This is a genomic window from Rhizobium sp. A37_96 (assembly GCF_053521765.1).
On the sequence record NZ_JBNWDS010000001.1, the window covers coordinates 769543 to 784010 of the forward strand.

The following is a 14468-nucleotide window of genomic DNA, read 5'->3' on the forward strand; positions in this document are numbered from 1 at the left end:
GGCAGAGATCAACGCTCAATCGATGAGGAAGACATGGCCGATCACTGCTCGCCGGATACCAAGGATTATCCAGCAACCGAGCGTACCCGCGTGCGGCGCAGCCCGAAGCGCGGCAGCCACGCCCACGCCGACGTCCATGCCATTCTGGATGCCGCGCCGCTCTGTCACGTCGGCTATGTCATCAACGGTGCGCCCTATGTGACGCCGACCCTGCACTGGCGCGAGGGCGATTACGTCTATTGGCACGGCTCCGCCGCCAGCCGCTTCCTGCGCGCAGCGGAAGACATGCAGGTCTGCCTGACCTGCAGCATCATGGACGGCTACGTGCTTGCCCGCTCGGCCTTCAATCATTCCGTCAACTATCGCTCGGCCATGGTCTTCGGCACGGCTCGTCTCGTCGATGACATCGAGGAAAAGACCGATGCGCTGCGCCGCTTCGTCGATGACCTGTTTCCCGGCCGCTGGGACAGCCTGAGGCCGATGACGAGGCAGGAGGTGAAGGCAACGTCGGTGTTGCGGATGAAAATCGATGAGGCCAGCGCCAAGATCCGCAACGGCCCGCCCGGCGATAGCGACGAGGCAGATCATCCCGTCTGGGCCGGCGTCCTGCCCATCGAAAGCCGTCTGGTGCCACCCCAGCCGGCGCCCGGCTTGCCCGACGGGATAGAACTGCCCCAATCGCTTGCAGAGCTGATACAATCCGGCCGGCTTCGCTAGATTGCATTTGATGACCAAAGGACTTTGACATGGACCTCACGAACTGGAAGGGCGTGGCTCGCCCCGAACGCATTACCCTCGACGGCCGCTATGCCAGGATAGAACCGCTCGATCCGGCCCGCCATGGCGAGGATCTTTTCGCATCGGCCCAGGCACCGGGCGCGGAAGACCGCTTCCGCTACCTCTTCGAGGATGCGCCGGCCGACCGTGCGGCTTTTACTCCCTGGCTCGAGAAAGCGGCGTCCGGCACCGATCCGCTATTCTTCGCGACGATCGACAAGCGAACGGGCCGCGCCGAAGGCCGGCAGGCTTTGATGCGGATCGACAATACGCATGGCGTCATCGAGATCGGCAGCATCCTGTGGGGGCCTGCGATCGCCCGCAGCCGCGTGACGACCGAAACCCTCTATCTGTTCGCATCCTACGTCTTCGATACGCTCGGCTACCGCCGCTTCGAATGGAAGTGCAACAACCTCAACGAACCGTCGAAACGGGCGGCCGAACGGTTCGGCTTCGTCTTCGAAGGTATCTTCCGCCAGCATATGGTCGCGAAGGGTAAAAATCGCGACACCGCCTGGTTCGCCATGATCGACTCCGACTGGCCGCGGCTGAAGGCCGGCTACGAGCGCTGGCTGGCCCCGGAGAATTTCGACGAGGCCGGGCATCAGAAAACCAGGCTGGCGTTCTGATAGGCTAGGTCTGTCCCTCAAGCCCTGAGACCTATAGGGATTTGCGGAAATAAACCACGCGCTCGGTTTCGATAAAGCCGAGCGCGGCATGAAAGGCGTGGCTGGCAAGATTGTCGACCAGTGCGTCCGAGGCGAACTCCCTGCAGCCGGTAGCCCGCCCCCATGCGGCGACAGACCGGCAAAGCGCCCGTGCAATCCCCTCACGCCGATTCTCGCTGCGCACATAGATACCTTCGAGGAAGAGAACCGGAGACGTTTCGCAGCCATTGACGTAATCGTGCCGCAATGTCGCTTCAGCAAAACCGACGACATGACCGGCAGAATCGATCGCCACCAGAGCAACGCCATTCGGATTGGAGCGAAACTGCGCCAGCTCCGCGCGATGATGTTCGAACGAACCATCGGGCCAGAGCTCCGCGCGCAAGCGCGCCCAACCCTCCAAATGCCCGTGCCCCGCTTGCTCTATCCGCATGTCTCGACCTCCCACCCAACCGCTCGTCGCCGGCGAACGGAAAAATTTCGCTTTCGACTCCACAATCATCACGCTACATATCGCCCATACTCCCGCGTAAATTTTTCGCTGACCAGAATCTGAGGACGATGAAATGAGATTGCAAAGCAGTTCGCGTCTCTACGCTGCTGTTTCCTCCCTGTTGTGGCCCGCCATCCTGTGCGCCGGATTGACCGGCGCCTATTTCGCCTTCAACTCGGACATGCATCTGCTCTGGTTCAACGTCGTCTATCTTTCGACGGTGGCGGTGATTGCCCTGTTCGAGCGGCTCATGCCCTATGAAAAGACCTGGCTGAAGCGCGACAACGAAACCTTCAACGACGTCGCCCACACGCTGCTGAACAAGGGAGGCGTGCAGATTGCCGCCGCGATCGGCACGTCCTTTCCCATGGCAGTCGCGACCGTTGCACAGCCGGCGCTGAGCTATCACTCACATTTCTGGCCGGACCAGTGGCCGATGATATTCCAGGTGGCGCTTGGCCTCGTCATCGCCGAATTCGGTCTCTACATGGCGCATCGCCTGGCGCACGAGCATCTGTCGCTATGGCGCTTTCACGCCCTGCATCACAGCGTCGAACGCCTCTGGGTCATCAACACAGGCCGTTTCCACGTCATCGACACGCTGTTCAAGATCGCGCTCGGGCAGATTCCGCTTTACTTGCTCGGCGCGCCTTTACCGGTATTCCTCTGGATCGGTGCGGTCACGGCTTTCATCGGTCTGCTCACGCATTGTAACATCGACATGCGCACCGGACCGCTCGACCTCATCTTCTCCACGCCGCGCCTGCATCGCTGGCATCATTCGAAGGTGCTTGCCGAAGGCAATACGAATTATGGGGAAAACCTCGTGATCTGGGACCAGCTTCTCGGGACCTTCTACAACCCGCCACGCCCCTCCTCCACGAACATCGGCATCACCGGCAAGGTCGCCAACGGCTTCCTCGCCCAGCTTGCGCAACCCTTCTCCAAGAAGGGCCGCAAGGAGATCATCGGCAAGAAGCCCAAGGAACTGATCTTAAAGGAAGAACAAGCAGCGAAGGCGGCCGCGGCAAGGCAGCGCGCCAACGCCTCGATCCGCAAGTCCGGCTAGCAGGCTTTCGATGGAGCACACCTTCGGCATCCGGCAGGTGCTTCGTCGAGCATACCTTGTGGATAGAAACATCCGGAAAAACTTCAGCCCGACACTATGCAAATTTCCGTTTCAAAGCGGGAAGATATTGTCATGGAACGTGTATTGAAAAAGGCAGCTCAGGGGTCTACCTAGGGTCCCTGAAATCGAATTAGGCGAAAGATTAGGAAAATCATTGAGATGGAAGGGAGGTTTACAAGAGAATACCTCAAGCAACTTCATAGAATATTTTTCATTTCCCGAGAAATAGACCGCCTTGAGCGTGAATTCATCAAGCAAGGCATAGCACATTTTCATGTTTCCGGCGCCGGGCATGAGTCTACGGCGCTGCTCAACGAATTCCTTCACGACGACGACTGGCTGCATCTGCATTATCGCGACAAGGCCCTGATGCTGGCCCGCGGTATGCCCATTCGCGAGTTTTTCTCCAGCCTGCTCGCCACCGCCAATTCCCATTCCGCCGGCCGGCAGATGAGCGCGCATCTTTCATCCCGCGCTCTCAACATCACGTCGATCGTCGGCCCTGTCGGCAACAACGCTCTGCACGCCGTCGGCGTCGGCGCGTCGCTGAAGAACAAGCCCGGCATGCCGATCGCCATCTGTTGCGTTGGCGACGGCACCACGCAGCAGGGCGAATTCCTTGAAGCCGTCGCCGAGGCCGTGCGCAGCCAATATCCGGTCGTGTTCGTCATTGAGGACAACAGCTTCTCCATCTCGACGCGCACGAGCAGGCAGACGTTCTTCGACCTCCCCGACGGCCCGGCTTCCTCCTTCTACGGCGTCGACATCATTCGCACCGACGGAGACGATCTGGCGGCATCTCGGGATGCTTTCCGCAAGGCCGTCCGCCACAGCCGAAACAACCGCACGCCAAGCATCGTGCTGCTGAACGTCGAACGTCTCTCCGATCACACCAATGCCGACGATCAGAAGACCTATCGCACGCTGCTCGAAATCGAGGCAGGCTCCTCGCGCGATCCGCTGCCGAGCTTGCGGGCAATGCTGCATGAGGCGGGTGTCGATGCCGACGCGCTTCAGAAGATCGAACAGGAACTGATAGCCGAAGTGCAGGCGGAAGCCGCGCTTGCCCGCAAGGAAGATGCGCCCAAGGTCGAGCCGGAAGCAAAGGCTCCCTATCCTGCCTCCTTCGAAAGCAAGAGGGAATATCGCGGCAACGAGAGCGCATCGACGCTGACGATGCGCGAGGCGCTGAACGTCGTCCTCGACAAGCAACTCGCCGCCAATTCGGAAGTCGTTCTCTTCGGGCAAGACATCGAAGATCCGAAGGGCGACGTCTTCGGCGTCACCCGCGGACTCAGCAACAAATATCCCGGCCGCGTGCGCAACGCCGCCCTCACCGAATCCACCATCGTCGGCACCGCCGTCGGCCGGGCGCTGGCCGGCCAGCGCCCCGTCGCCTTCCTGCAGTTCGCCGATTTCCTGCCGCTTGCCTATAACCAGATCGTCTCGGAAATGGGCAGCATGTTCTGGCGGACCAATGGCGCCTGGGAAGCCCCGGTGATCCTGATGGTAAGCTGCGGCGGCTACAAGCCTGGCCTCGGCCCGTTCCATGCCCAGAGCTTCGAGGGAATGCTGGCCCACACGCCGGGCATAGACGTCGTCATGCCGTCCAGCGCCGGCGATGCCGCCGGCTTGCTCAACGCCGCTTTCGAGTCGCGCCGCCCCACGGTCTTCCTCTATCCCAAGGCTGTCCTCAACAATTCCGACGGCCGCACCTCCGAGGATCTCGACAAGCATTTTGTCCATCCCGGCCTGTCGCGCCATGTCGCCCGCGGCCGCGATATCACCCTGGTCAGCTACGGCAACACCGTTTCGCTCTGCGCCAATGCCGCAAGCGCGTTCGAGGCCCAGGGCTTTTCCGTGGAAGTGATCGATCTTCGTTCGATCTCGCCCTGGGATGAGAAGGAAGTGCTGGCAAGCGCAAGGCGCACCCGCCGCCTGATCGTCGTCCACGAGGACAACCGCACCGTTGGCATGGGTGCGGAAATCATTGCCACCGTTACCGAAAAGACCGATGTGCCCGTCGTCGTGCGCAGGCTCGCGCGTTCGGACGCCCACATCCCCTTCAATTTCCGCAATCAGCTTGAAACCCTGCCCTCCTATCGCAAGCTGGTCGACCTGATGGCCGAGGTCCTCGAATGCGAGGTAACTTGGCACGAAGAAGACGACAGCGGTCCGACGGCTGCCATCAAGGCGATCGGTTCCGGTCCGGCCGACGAAAATGTCCTGGTGACGGATATGCTCGTCAAGCCCGGAGACAAGATCGAAGTCGGTCAGCTCGTCGCCGTCGTCGAGGCGACCAAGGCATCGGTCGAGATCTGCGCCAATATCGGCGGCGTGGTGCAGGAAGTTTTCGCCAAGATCGGCGACCAGATCGCCACGGACAGCCCGCTTCTGACCGTCGACGCCAATCGCGATCTGAGCGAGCAGAATTTTGCGCTCGCGTCCGAAATCCAGAACAAGTTCGTACTGCGTCGCCTCAAGTCGCATGTCATTCCGACGCTGCGCCGCCATTCCGGCAACTTCTCCGAAATCGCCATCAACGGCATCGGTTTCGCGACGGGCGCCCGCCGCGTCTCCAATGAAGAGATCATCCACAATTGGCCGAACCGGCGTGCTGAGGAAATCTTCGCACTGACCGGCATCAAGAGCCGCTTCTGGATCGGCCCCGGCGAAGGCACCTTGAGCCTCGCCACGAAGGCTGCGCGCGATCTGCTGCGGCAGAACCAGATCTCGATCCACGATATCGATCTGGTGATTGCCGCGACAGGAACGCCTGATATCGCCACGCCGTCGCTCGCAAGCCGCGTCGCGGTTGCCGTGGCCGAAGACGGCGTGCGGCCTTCGCTTGCAGCCTACGACATGGGCGCGGCCTGCTCCGGCTATCTTTACGCGCTCCAGCAGGCCCATGATTTCATCGCGCAGCAAAACGACGCCAAGGTGCTCATCATCACTTCGGAAGTCCTGTCGCCGCTGCTCGACATGAACGATTTCTCCACCGCGATCCTCTTCGGCGACGCCGCAACGGCCAGCCTCGTGACAAGCCGCGACATGGCGCGCAACCCGCTCTTTACCGCCAGCCGACCCATCGTCAGCGGCCGGCCGGAGCCGGGAGATCTGCTCTACGTGCCGCTCCCGGACGATGGCGTCATCGCCATGAACGGCCGCTCGGTCTTCACCGAAGCCGTCCATTCGATGACCCGATCGATCGAAAACGCCTGTGTCGATGCCGGTATCGAGCTTGCCAATCTCGATCTGCTCGTGCCGCATCAGGCCAACCAGCGCATCATCGACACCATTGCCAAGCGCAGTGGCCGCCCGGCGCTGAGCGTCATCGAGACCTATGGCAACACCAGCTCCTCAAGCATTCCGCTTGCCATGCTGCATGTCGCCAACGAACGGTCCGAGCCCCTGAACCTTGGCCTGGTGGCCTTCGGGGGCGGCATGACCGCCGGTGCGGCGATCGTGCGGACCGTAAAGTAGCCGCACGCGCAGTTTAGACGCGGCTTCAATCCATGATCAGTGATCCAGCGTGGCCGACAGGCCGCGTTGCTTACGCGGCTATGGTTTTTTCTGGATCCAATCACTACATATGCGCGAAGATTTTCCAGGCCTGCCGCCTATGGGAAGCGTGAAGCATCAAGTTTTTGCAACCTATACGGCCCATCGTTCATTACAATTCATTCATGTTTAATGCCGTGATCCCTTGAAAAGCACCTGAGCGGTGCTTTACTTGAATGCATGGCTAAGGCACACGCACCAACGCACCGCTCTCGTCTGCGATACGATCTCGTCCCCAGTGATGCAGCGCGCCAGGCGCTGGACGATACCTTTGCCGCATACGGGCGGATGATGAAGCTGCTGGCAGAGATCGTTCCGGACAAGGCCGGCGCGAACCTCGTCACGCTTCACGATCTTGCCTATGAGACCATCCGCGAACGCACAGCTTTGCCCGCGCGCCTCGTGACGCTCGGCCTGCGTGATTTTGCGGCCAATCGCGGCGAGCCTGCCGATCTGAGCCGGCTGCCGCTGGATGAAAAGCTCTTTGCCATCAAGGGTCCGTCAGACCTGACAATCTCGACGGTGCACGGCCGGGTTGCCGTGCCCTTCGACGTGGCCGGCTATTTCAAGGGCTGGGACAGCAATATCCCCGCCTACCTGATCGCCGATGGCGGCCACTATGCGATTCACATCGGGGTAACACCAAACTCCCCCCGAACGGAGGATAACATGACGATGCATGAAGGCATTCTTTCCCGCATGGGACGACTGATCGCAGGCCTCGCCAATGCCGCGGTCGACACCGTAGAAGGCGCCAACAAGGTTGCCGTCATCGAGCAGGCGCTGCGCGAGATCGATGCGGCCGCTGACGAAGCGCGCGCCGATCTCGGCAAGGCGCGCGCCGAGGAATACCGCATCCAGAGCCGCCGCAACGAAATCGTCGAGGATCTTGCGGCTCTGGAGGCAAAGATCCGGCTCGCGATCTCCGCCGACCGCGAAGATCTCGCCAAGGCCGGCGTCGCGCGCCAGATCGATCTCGAAGCCCAGACCGCCGCGCTCGACAAGGCTCTCGCGGATGCAAACGCGCAGATCGACGAGGGCCAGAAGGCGCTTCAGGCCGTGCTTGCTACCCGCCGCGAGGCGGAAGCGCGGCTGGTCGATTTCAAGCGCAGCATTGCCCGCCATGCGCCCGAGGAAGCAGTGGGCGGAAATCCGCGCGCAACGCCGACAGCCGGGGCAGCCCGCGCGGCCGCCGCCGTCTCGCGCCTGACCGGCGTACCGTCGGGCGAACCAGCCACCAGTGCCGAGCTCGACGAGCTCGACCGCCTGCACCGGGAGCAGGCCATCGAAGCACGCCTTGCCCGCTTCAAGGCCAACGGCCAGTAAACGATGCACCTCTTCCTCGCACCCGAATGTGCGCCTTTTGCCATAGCGGCAATGATCCTGATCGGGTTGACCGTCATCGAAATCCTGTCGTTGCTGCTCGGCTTCTCGCTGAGCGAACTCATCGGCAAGCCGCATTTCGAAGGTCATGACGGCGTACTCGCCGGCCTGCTGTCATGGATCAACATCGGCGGCGTGCCGTTGCTGATCCTGATCATGCTGGTCCTGGGCATCTTCGCTGTGACGGGCTTTGCCATCCAGACCGTGGCCGACATGGTCTGGGCGCCGCTGCCGGCGATCATCGCCGCGCCTCCGGCCTTTCTCGTCACCGTCCCCCTGGTCCGGCGTTCGACGCGCACGATCGCCAGGATCGTGCCGCGCGATGAAACCTATGCCGTCGACACTGCCGATCTCGTCGGCCGCACCGGCATTGTTTCCATCGGCCCTCTGGATCAGGGCCTGCCCGGGCGCGTCAGCGTCAAGGACGCACATGGCAACTGGCATCAGCTGCGCGCCTGCGCCGCCAAGGGCGAAAGCCCCTTGCCGATCGGCGCCCAAGTTCTGCTTGTCGACCGCAAGGCCGACATCTTCATCGCAGTTTCCGCCCCATCGGACCTTGTGGGATCCGATGATAAATCCTCTACGGAGCAACCTTCATGAACGGCATTTACGACCTTATTCTTCCCGCTGGCATCGGCCTCGTCCTGATCCTCGGGATCGGCTTTGTCCTTGCCTCGCTCTATGTCCGCTCGAGCCGGGATGAGGCCTATGTACGGACCGGCCTCGGCGGTCAGAAAGTCGTGCTCGACGGCGGCTCCGTCGTCCTGCCGATCTTCCATTCGATCGCCCGCGTCAACCTCAAGACCCTGCGCCTGGAAGTGCAGCGCGGCGAGAACGACGCGCTGATCACCAAGGACCGCATGCGCGTCGATATCGGCGCCGAGTTCTATGTCCGCGTCAAGCCGGACAGCTCCTCGATCGCGCTCGCCGCCCAGACGCTCGGCAACCGCACCAACGACAGCGAGCAGCTGCGCCAGCTGATCGAGGCGAAGTTCGTCGACAGCCTGCGTTCGGTCGCGGCCACGATGAGCCTCGATGCCCTGCAGGAGCAGCGCATGGATTTCGTCAAGGCCGTGCAGGATGCCGTCGGCTCAGACCTGCAATCCAACGGTCTCGAACTGGAATCCGTGTCGCTGACGCGCCTCGACCAGACCGATATCAGGCATTTCAACGCCAACAACTTCTTCGACGCGCACGGCCTTGCCGCGCTGACCCGCGTCACCGAGGCCCGCAAGAAGGAGCGCAACGAAGTCGTTCGCGATACCGAAGTCGCCATTGCCCAGAAGGACCTCGAGGCCCGCCAGCAATCGCTCACCATCGAGCGGACCAAGCGCGAGGCCGAGCTGAACCAGCAGCGCGACATCGCCAACAAGTCGGCCGCCACCCGCGCTGAAACCGCACAGCAGGAGCAGGCAGCCAAGCGCGCCGAAGAGGAAGCACGCATCGCCTCCGAACAGGCCATCGCAGAACGCGAGGCCGCCGCAAAGCAGGCCCGTGAATCCGCCAACATCGACTCGGCTCGCGCCGTGCAGCAGCGTGAGACCGAAGCTCGCCGTGACAACCAGATCGTCGCACAGGAAAGCGCCATCGCGGTTGCCAACAAGAGCCGCGAGGAGTCGGAAGCCAAGGCAAAGGCTGAAGCCGCCCGCGCGCTTGCGATCGCCGCCGAAGAAAAGGTCGGCACCGCCAAGGCCGTCGAAATCGCGGACCGTGAAAAGCAGATCGCCGTGATCGACGCGCAGAAGCGCGCACAGACCCAGGCGACGGCCGTCACGATTGCCGCTGAAGCCGAAAAGCAGGCGGCCATCGACCAGGCGGACGCCATCAAGACGCTGGCGACAGCAGAGGCCGACGCCGCGATCATCAAGGCCAAGGGTATTCTGGAAACCGGTAAGGCGACCGCCGAGAGTGAAGCGCTGCTCAACGAAGCCCGCAACAAGCTCAGCCCCGCCATCATCGAATTCGAGATCACCCGCGAGCGCATCCGTATCGTACCGGCCGCACTTGCCGAAGCGGTCAAGCCGATCGAGAAGATCTCCGATATCCGGATCTTCGACACCGGCGGCATGCTCGGCCGCAACGGCAACGGCGCGAACGGCGGCAGCGGCGTCGGTCTCGGCGAAGGTCTTGCCGGCCAGCTGCTCTCCTACCAGGCCAACAAGCCTATCCTCGACCGCCTGCTGAAGGAGGCCGGCTTCGATGGCGACAACGCCATCTCCGCGCTGCTCGGCAATCTGGACGGCAAGAGCAATGCCCAACAGCCGGACGAAGAATATTACGACGAAGATACCGAGGAGACGGATAAGCCGGCCTGACGGTTAAGCTCGGCGAACAAAAAAACAAACCCCGGAATCCCTATGGATTTCGGGGTTTTCGTTACTTCACCTGCCGGCCGGATCAAGCCTTCGGGCGATTTCTGAACGCCTCTGCCTGGGCGTAGAACTTCTTTTCCCATTCCTTGTGATTGTCGAGGCCCTCCTTGATGAAGGGCGTGAAGATCGCCAGGTTCATCAAGGCCCAGTTGACGAAGCGGGCCGGGAATTTCAGCGGCTTGACGAAATCGACGAAGAGCACCACACGGGTCTTGTCGGAATGGTTCCAGGCCTCGTGCTCATAGGCGTCGTCGAAGATCAGCGCCTTGCCTTCCTGCCAATGGCAAACCTGCTTGTCGACGCGGATGGCGAGCTTCTCGTTCGGCTCCGGCACGATCAGCCCGAGATGCAGACGCAGCACACCATTATAGGGGCCACGATGGGCGGGAAGATGCTTGCCCGGCTCGAAAATGGAGAACATCGCCGTCGTCAATCCGGGGATCTTCTGCACCGCCGCCCAGGTATTCGGGCACGCCTTGATGTTCTGCTCCGATTTCACCCCGAAACCGAGAAGGAAGAAGGTCTTCCAGCGCGTGTCGGTCGAAATGGTCTTCACGTCGGTGGAAATGTCCTGGAAGGTCGGCAGCTCGCTCTGGCGCAGCAGCACCTTCTCGAGCTCGGCGCGGATCGCAGGATAATCCTTCTCGATCTCGGCGGCCCAGGGGAAAGTCGCGTTGTCATAGACAGGCGGATTGCCGAGTTTGGCATATTTGAGATTGAGCCGCTCGGCCCAGGCAACGATGCCCATGAAGAAGCGCGTCATGGCGCTTGCACGATCCATCGGAGCGATGCCGGCGGTGCCGAAGGTCTGTTCCGGGCTGGGAGATTGATTGGAAGTGGGAGCAGGTGCGCTCAAGGGGCTCTCCGTCATGTCTGTCTCTAAGGGCTGTCCAGGGAGAAAGTCTTGGCCCGGGGAATCTGCATGCGAATCCCGAAGGGGCAACAGGATCGAAACTTGGGATATTCGCCTGTCCCTTCCCGATTGACACCCGACTCCTTTGTTATGCGGTGATTGCAATAGTCGATTATATGAGTTGATTAGTCGAATTTCGCAAGAGAGTCCCTCCACAACGAGCGGTGGTTTGTCCTGGAATGAGTCTCCGGCGATTCCCGAGAGGAATTCACCTCAGAATCGGCAAAAATACGGCGAGATCGATCGACGCCGCATCACTATACGGTTTGAGCCTGAATTATTAGCCGGACAATTGCAAGTCCCGCAATCAGAGCGCCGATCGACAGCAAAACCGACAGGATCACATAGGCAATGGCCGGCACCCACTGGCCGCGCTCCCAGAGCGCGACGCTTTCCAGTGCGAAGGTCGAAAACGTCGTGAATCCACCAAGAACGCCGGTTGTCAGAAACAATCGCACCTCCTGCGACACACCGCCGCGAAAGACGAAATATTCCGTCAGCAGCCCCATGATGAACGCTCCTAGGACATTGATGATGAGCGTGCCGAATGGAAATTCGATCCCGAGCAGGCGGGCGGCGACCTCGTTGATGCCGAGACGGAATGCGCCGCCCACTCCGGCACCGAGAAACACGATGAGATAGAGCACGACAACCTCCACCAATCCTTGCGTCAGACCCTTTCGATCTTATGGGTATTCTTTCTCCGCGTCTCCAGGCCGCGTTCCCGAATATGGCGAAGTGACATATCGGCAGGAATCTGCCCGGAGACTGCGCTCTTGGCGATGCCGAGACGCTGGGACAGATAAATGCTGGTATGCCCGCTGCAGATGTAGGCAAGGAAGCAGGCCACGGCGAGATAGACGGTATGCGTCGCGCCGAACAGCTCGATGCCCATGATCATGCACGCGAGCGGCGTGTTGGTCGCGCCGGCAAAGACGGCAACAAAGCCCAATCCGGCAAAGAGATCGGTGGGCGCGCCCAGAATGGCGGCAAGCGCATTGCCGAGCGCCGCGCCGATGAAGAAAAGCGGCGTCACCTCACCGCCCTTGAAGCCGGCGCTGAGCGTCACGATCGTAAAGACCGCCTTCCAGAACCAGCTCCAGTAGTCGATATGGGCCGGATCGAAGAAACCGAGGATCGTCGCATCGCCGGGATTGGGCGACCAGACGCCAAGCCCGAGATACTGCCGGGTGCCCAGCAGGTACACGAGACCGATCAGCACCGCGCTGCCGATCACGGGCCGCAGCGGGGCATAGGCGCAGAAGCGCTTGAAGGCCGCAGACGCCATATGCGAGACCTCGCTGAAGCAGCGTGCCGCCAGGCCGAACAGGACACCGGCAATGCCGACCTTGACAAGCAGCAACGCATCGAGATGGAAGCTGCTGGCCGGGGTGCCGGCAAAGTAGCCGATCTGATACTGGATATGCTCGATACCCCAGGCGTGGCAGGTCCAGTCGGCCGCGATCGCGGCCGCAAGGCTGGGGATCAACGCCTCATATTGCATGCGCCCGATCGTCAATACCTCGATAGCGAAGACCGCCCCCGCGATCGGCGTGCCGAACACTGCGCCGAAGCCCGCCGCTATGCCCGCCATGAGAAGAATCCGGATCTCGGCGTGGCTGAGCCGGAAGGTCTTCGCGAAGGCGCTGGCAATGCTGCCGCCAAGCTGCACGGCCGTCCCCTCGCGGCCCGCCGAACCTCCGACCAGATGCGTCAGGACCGTCGAGACCAGAATGAAGGGCGCCATGCGCAACGGCACGCCGCCCCCGGGCTCATGGATCTGGTCGACGATCAGATTGTTGCCGCCTTCCGAGCCGCGACCGAAGCGCTGATAGACAAGCACCATGAGAAAACCGGCGACCGGCATCAGGAAAATCAGCCAGGGATGGTCGAAGCGCGTCGCGGTTGCCTTGTCCAGGCTCCAGAGGAACGCCGCGCAGAGCGAGCCGACAACGACAGCCATCGGCACGACCAGGATGATCCATTTGAACAGGCTGCGAAATTGCTGAAAGCGATGATGGAAGTATACGGATGCGGACATCAGTTTGCCCCTCCCGCGAAGCCGACGGACGGTCTTGCGGGGATACTGGATAGGAAATATGAACGGGATAACGGCAAGAAAAAAGACACGACTCTACTCCTTCGCCTTTCAGGCGCCTTGAGTAGGAGTCATCAGCTTCCCTGGAAAAATCAGAGCAGCGGTTCGGCCACATGGCCCGGCAGAAATCCATTACCGTTGATATTTCAATATAGAAACAGGCCCGCCGCTGTCAACGGACTGCGGCCAAAAGCATCAGCTGCCATGTCTTCAAACGGCCCTGGCGATCATCTCGATCGGCGCGAGCAAGCCGCCTTCGACCGATATGTTGACATTGCCGCTCCGCTCGCCGGCCCGCGGCCCCATCAGCGTGCGAAAGCCCTGGTTTCGGCCGCCGCCTGCGGCGGCCTTGGCCCGCGCTTCATGTGCCAGCCGGATCGCCAGGGCGCTGCGATCCTGCTCCAGCTCGAGCCTGAAGCCGGCCTCCTCCAGCAGATGGCGATAGACATCGGGACTGCGGACAAAACTCGTCTCCGGCTCCATCGCCCAGGGCATCGGAAAGGGAAGCGCGCCGTCACGCATCTGCATGACCTCATAGAGCCCTAAACGACCGCCCGGCTTGAGAATGCGGCGGATCCCGACGAACAGCCCCGCCTTGTCCTCGATGTTCATGCCGACATGAATGAGCGTTGCCCGATCGAAGCTGCCGCTCTCGAAGGGCAGGTCCAAGGCACTCCCCTGCCGGAAGGAGACCTGGTCCGCCATGCCGCAGCGGACCGTGAGCGAATTGGCGACCTGAACGAATTCATCGGTGAGGTCGATGCCCGATACGCTGCATCCATAGGCATCGGCAAAATGGCGGGCGGGTCCGCCCAGCCCCGATCCGATATCGGCAAGCCGCAGGCCGGCGGACAGATCGAGATCGCGCGCGAAATCCACCGTGGCCGCATGCCGCCCCAGATGGAACTCATCGACGTCGGCCAGATCGCGGAGACGCAGATTGTCGATATCCTTGCCGTTTTCAGCAAGGCTTTGCAGGATCGCCGTTTCCAGCGATCCATGCGTGTAGTGGCTGGCAACTTTTTCCTCGGTAGACATGCTTGCACTCCCAAGGCCTTGCCTGAAGGTGGTCCG

At 61.5% G+C, this 14468-nt stretch carries 12 protein-coding genes and 1 riboswitch; of the genes, 7 read left to right on the forward strand and 5 right to left on the reverse strand.

What is annotated here, in order from left to right; translation table 11 throughout:
* The first annotated feature begins 33 nt into the window (after positions 1-33).
* Both ACQZ6J_RS03735 and ACQZ6J_RS03740 read left to right on the forward strand, forming a co-directional pair.
* The gene (locus tag ACQZ6J_RS03735; protein ID WP_449082037.1) at positions 34-717 is read left to right on the forward strand and encodes a pyridoxamine 5'-phosphate oxidase family protein; all 684 of its coding nucleotides are present in this window, start codon (positions 34-36) and stop codon (positions 715-717) included.
* A 29-nt stretch (positions 718-746) separates the two neighbouring features.
* Positions 747-1406: a GNAT family N-acetyltransferase gene (locus ACQZ6J_RS03740; protein WP_163986374.1), complete on the forward strand. Its 660-nt coding sequence runs from the start codon at positions 747-749 to the stop codon at positions 1404-1406.
* Positions 1407-1437: 31 nt separating this feature from the next.
* Here the strand turns inward: ACQZ6J_RS03740 and aac(6') are convergent, their stop codons facing one another.
* The gene (gene aac(6'), locus ACQZ6J_RS03745; protein WP_449082040.1) at positions 1438-1878 is read right to left on the reverse strand and encodes an aminoglycoside 6'-N-acetyltransferase; all 441 of its coding nucleotides are present in this window, start codon (positions 1876-1878) and stop codon (positions 1438-1440) included.
* A gap of 133 nt (positions 1879-2011) precedes the next feature.
* On the opposite strand from aac(6'), the gene olsE reads away from it, so the two are divergent.
* The 5 genes from olsE to ACQZ6J_RS03770 all read left to right on the forward strand — a co-directional run bounded on the left by olsE (position 2012) and on the right by ACQZ6J_RS03770 (position 10326).
* On the forward strand, positions 2012-3007 hold the full coding sequence (gene olsE, locus ACQZ6J_RS03750; protein ID WP_163986376.1) for an ornithine lipid hydroxylase OlsE: 996 nt from the start codon (positions 2012-2014) through the stop codon (positions 3005-3007).
* Between the two features lie 219 nt (positions 3008-3226).
* Positions 3227-6550 (forward strand): thiamine pyrophosphate-dependent enzyme, encoded by a 3324-nt coding sequence (locus ACQZ6J_RS03755; protein ID WP_449082042.1) that lies wholly within the window; start codon positions 3227-3229, stop codon positions 6548-6550.
* Between the two features lie 258 nt (positions 6551-6808).
* Positions 6809-7954, forward strand: a complete 1146-nt coding sequence (locus tag ACQZ6J_RS03760; protein ID WP_449082044.1) for a PspA/IM30 family protein — start codon at positions 6809-6811, stop codon at positions 7952-7954.
* Between the two features lie 3 nt (positions 7955-7957).
* Complete coding sequence (locus ACQZ6J_RS03765; RefSeq protein ID WP_449082046.1) at positions 7958-8611, forward strand: OB-fold-containig protein; 654 nt, start codon at positions 7958-7960, stop codon at positions 8609-8611.
* Positions 8608-10326, forward strand: a complete 1719-nt coding sequence (locus ACQZ6J_RS03770) for a flotillin family protein (RefSeq protein WP_449082048.1) — start codon at positions 8608-8610, stop codon at positions 10324-10326. Before ACQZ6J_RS03765 ends, ACQZ6J_RS03770 begins: the two co-directional genes overlap by 4 nt.
* 82 nt (positions 10327-10408) lie before the next feature.
* Here ACQZ6J_RS03770 and olsC read toward each other — a convergent pair whose 3' ends face one another.
* The 4 genes from olsC to ACQZ6J_RS03790 all read right to left on the reverse strand — a co-directional run bounded on the left by olsC (position 10409) and on the right by ACQZ6J_RS03790 (position 14432).
* A complete protein-coding gene (gene olsC / locus ACQZ6J_RS03775) occupies positions 10409-11254 on the reverse strand; it encodes an ornithine lipid ester-linked acyl 2-hydroxylase OlsC (protein WP_163986381.1) in 846 nt (281 codons plus the stop codon).
* Positions 11255-11553: 299 nt separating this feature from the next.
* Complete coding sequence (crcB, locus tag ACQZ6J_RS03780) at positions 11554-11943, reverse strand: fluoride efflux transporter CrcB (protein ID WP_163986382.1); 390 nt, start codon at positions 11941-11943, stop codon at positions 11554-11556.
* Between the two features lie 23 nt (positions 11944-11966).
* Complete coding sequence (locus tag ACQZ6J_RS03785; protein WP_449082051.1) at positions 11967-13337, reverse strand: voltage-gated chloride channel family protein; 1371 nt, start codon at positions 13335-13337, stop codon at positions 11967-11969.
* Between the two features lie 115 nt (positions 13338-13452).
* Positions 13453-13540, reverse strand: a riboswitch (Fluoride riboswitch).
* 64 nt (positions 13541-13604) lie between these two features.
* Positions 13605-14432, reverse strand: coding sequence for a class I SAM-dependent methyltransferase (locus tag ACQZ6J_RS03790; RefSeq protein WP_163986383.1), 828 nt, complete (start codon positions 14430-14432; stop codon positions 13605-13607).
* Positions 14433-14468 lie beyond the last annotated feature (36 nt).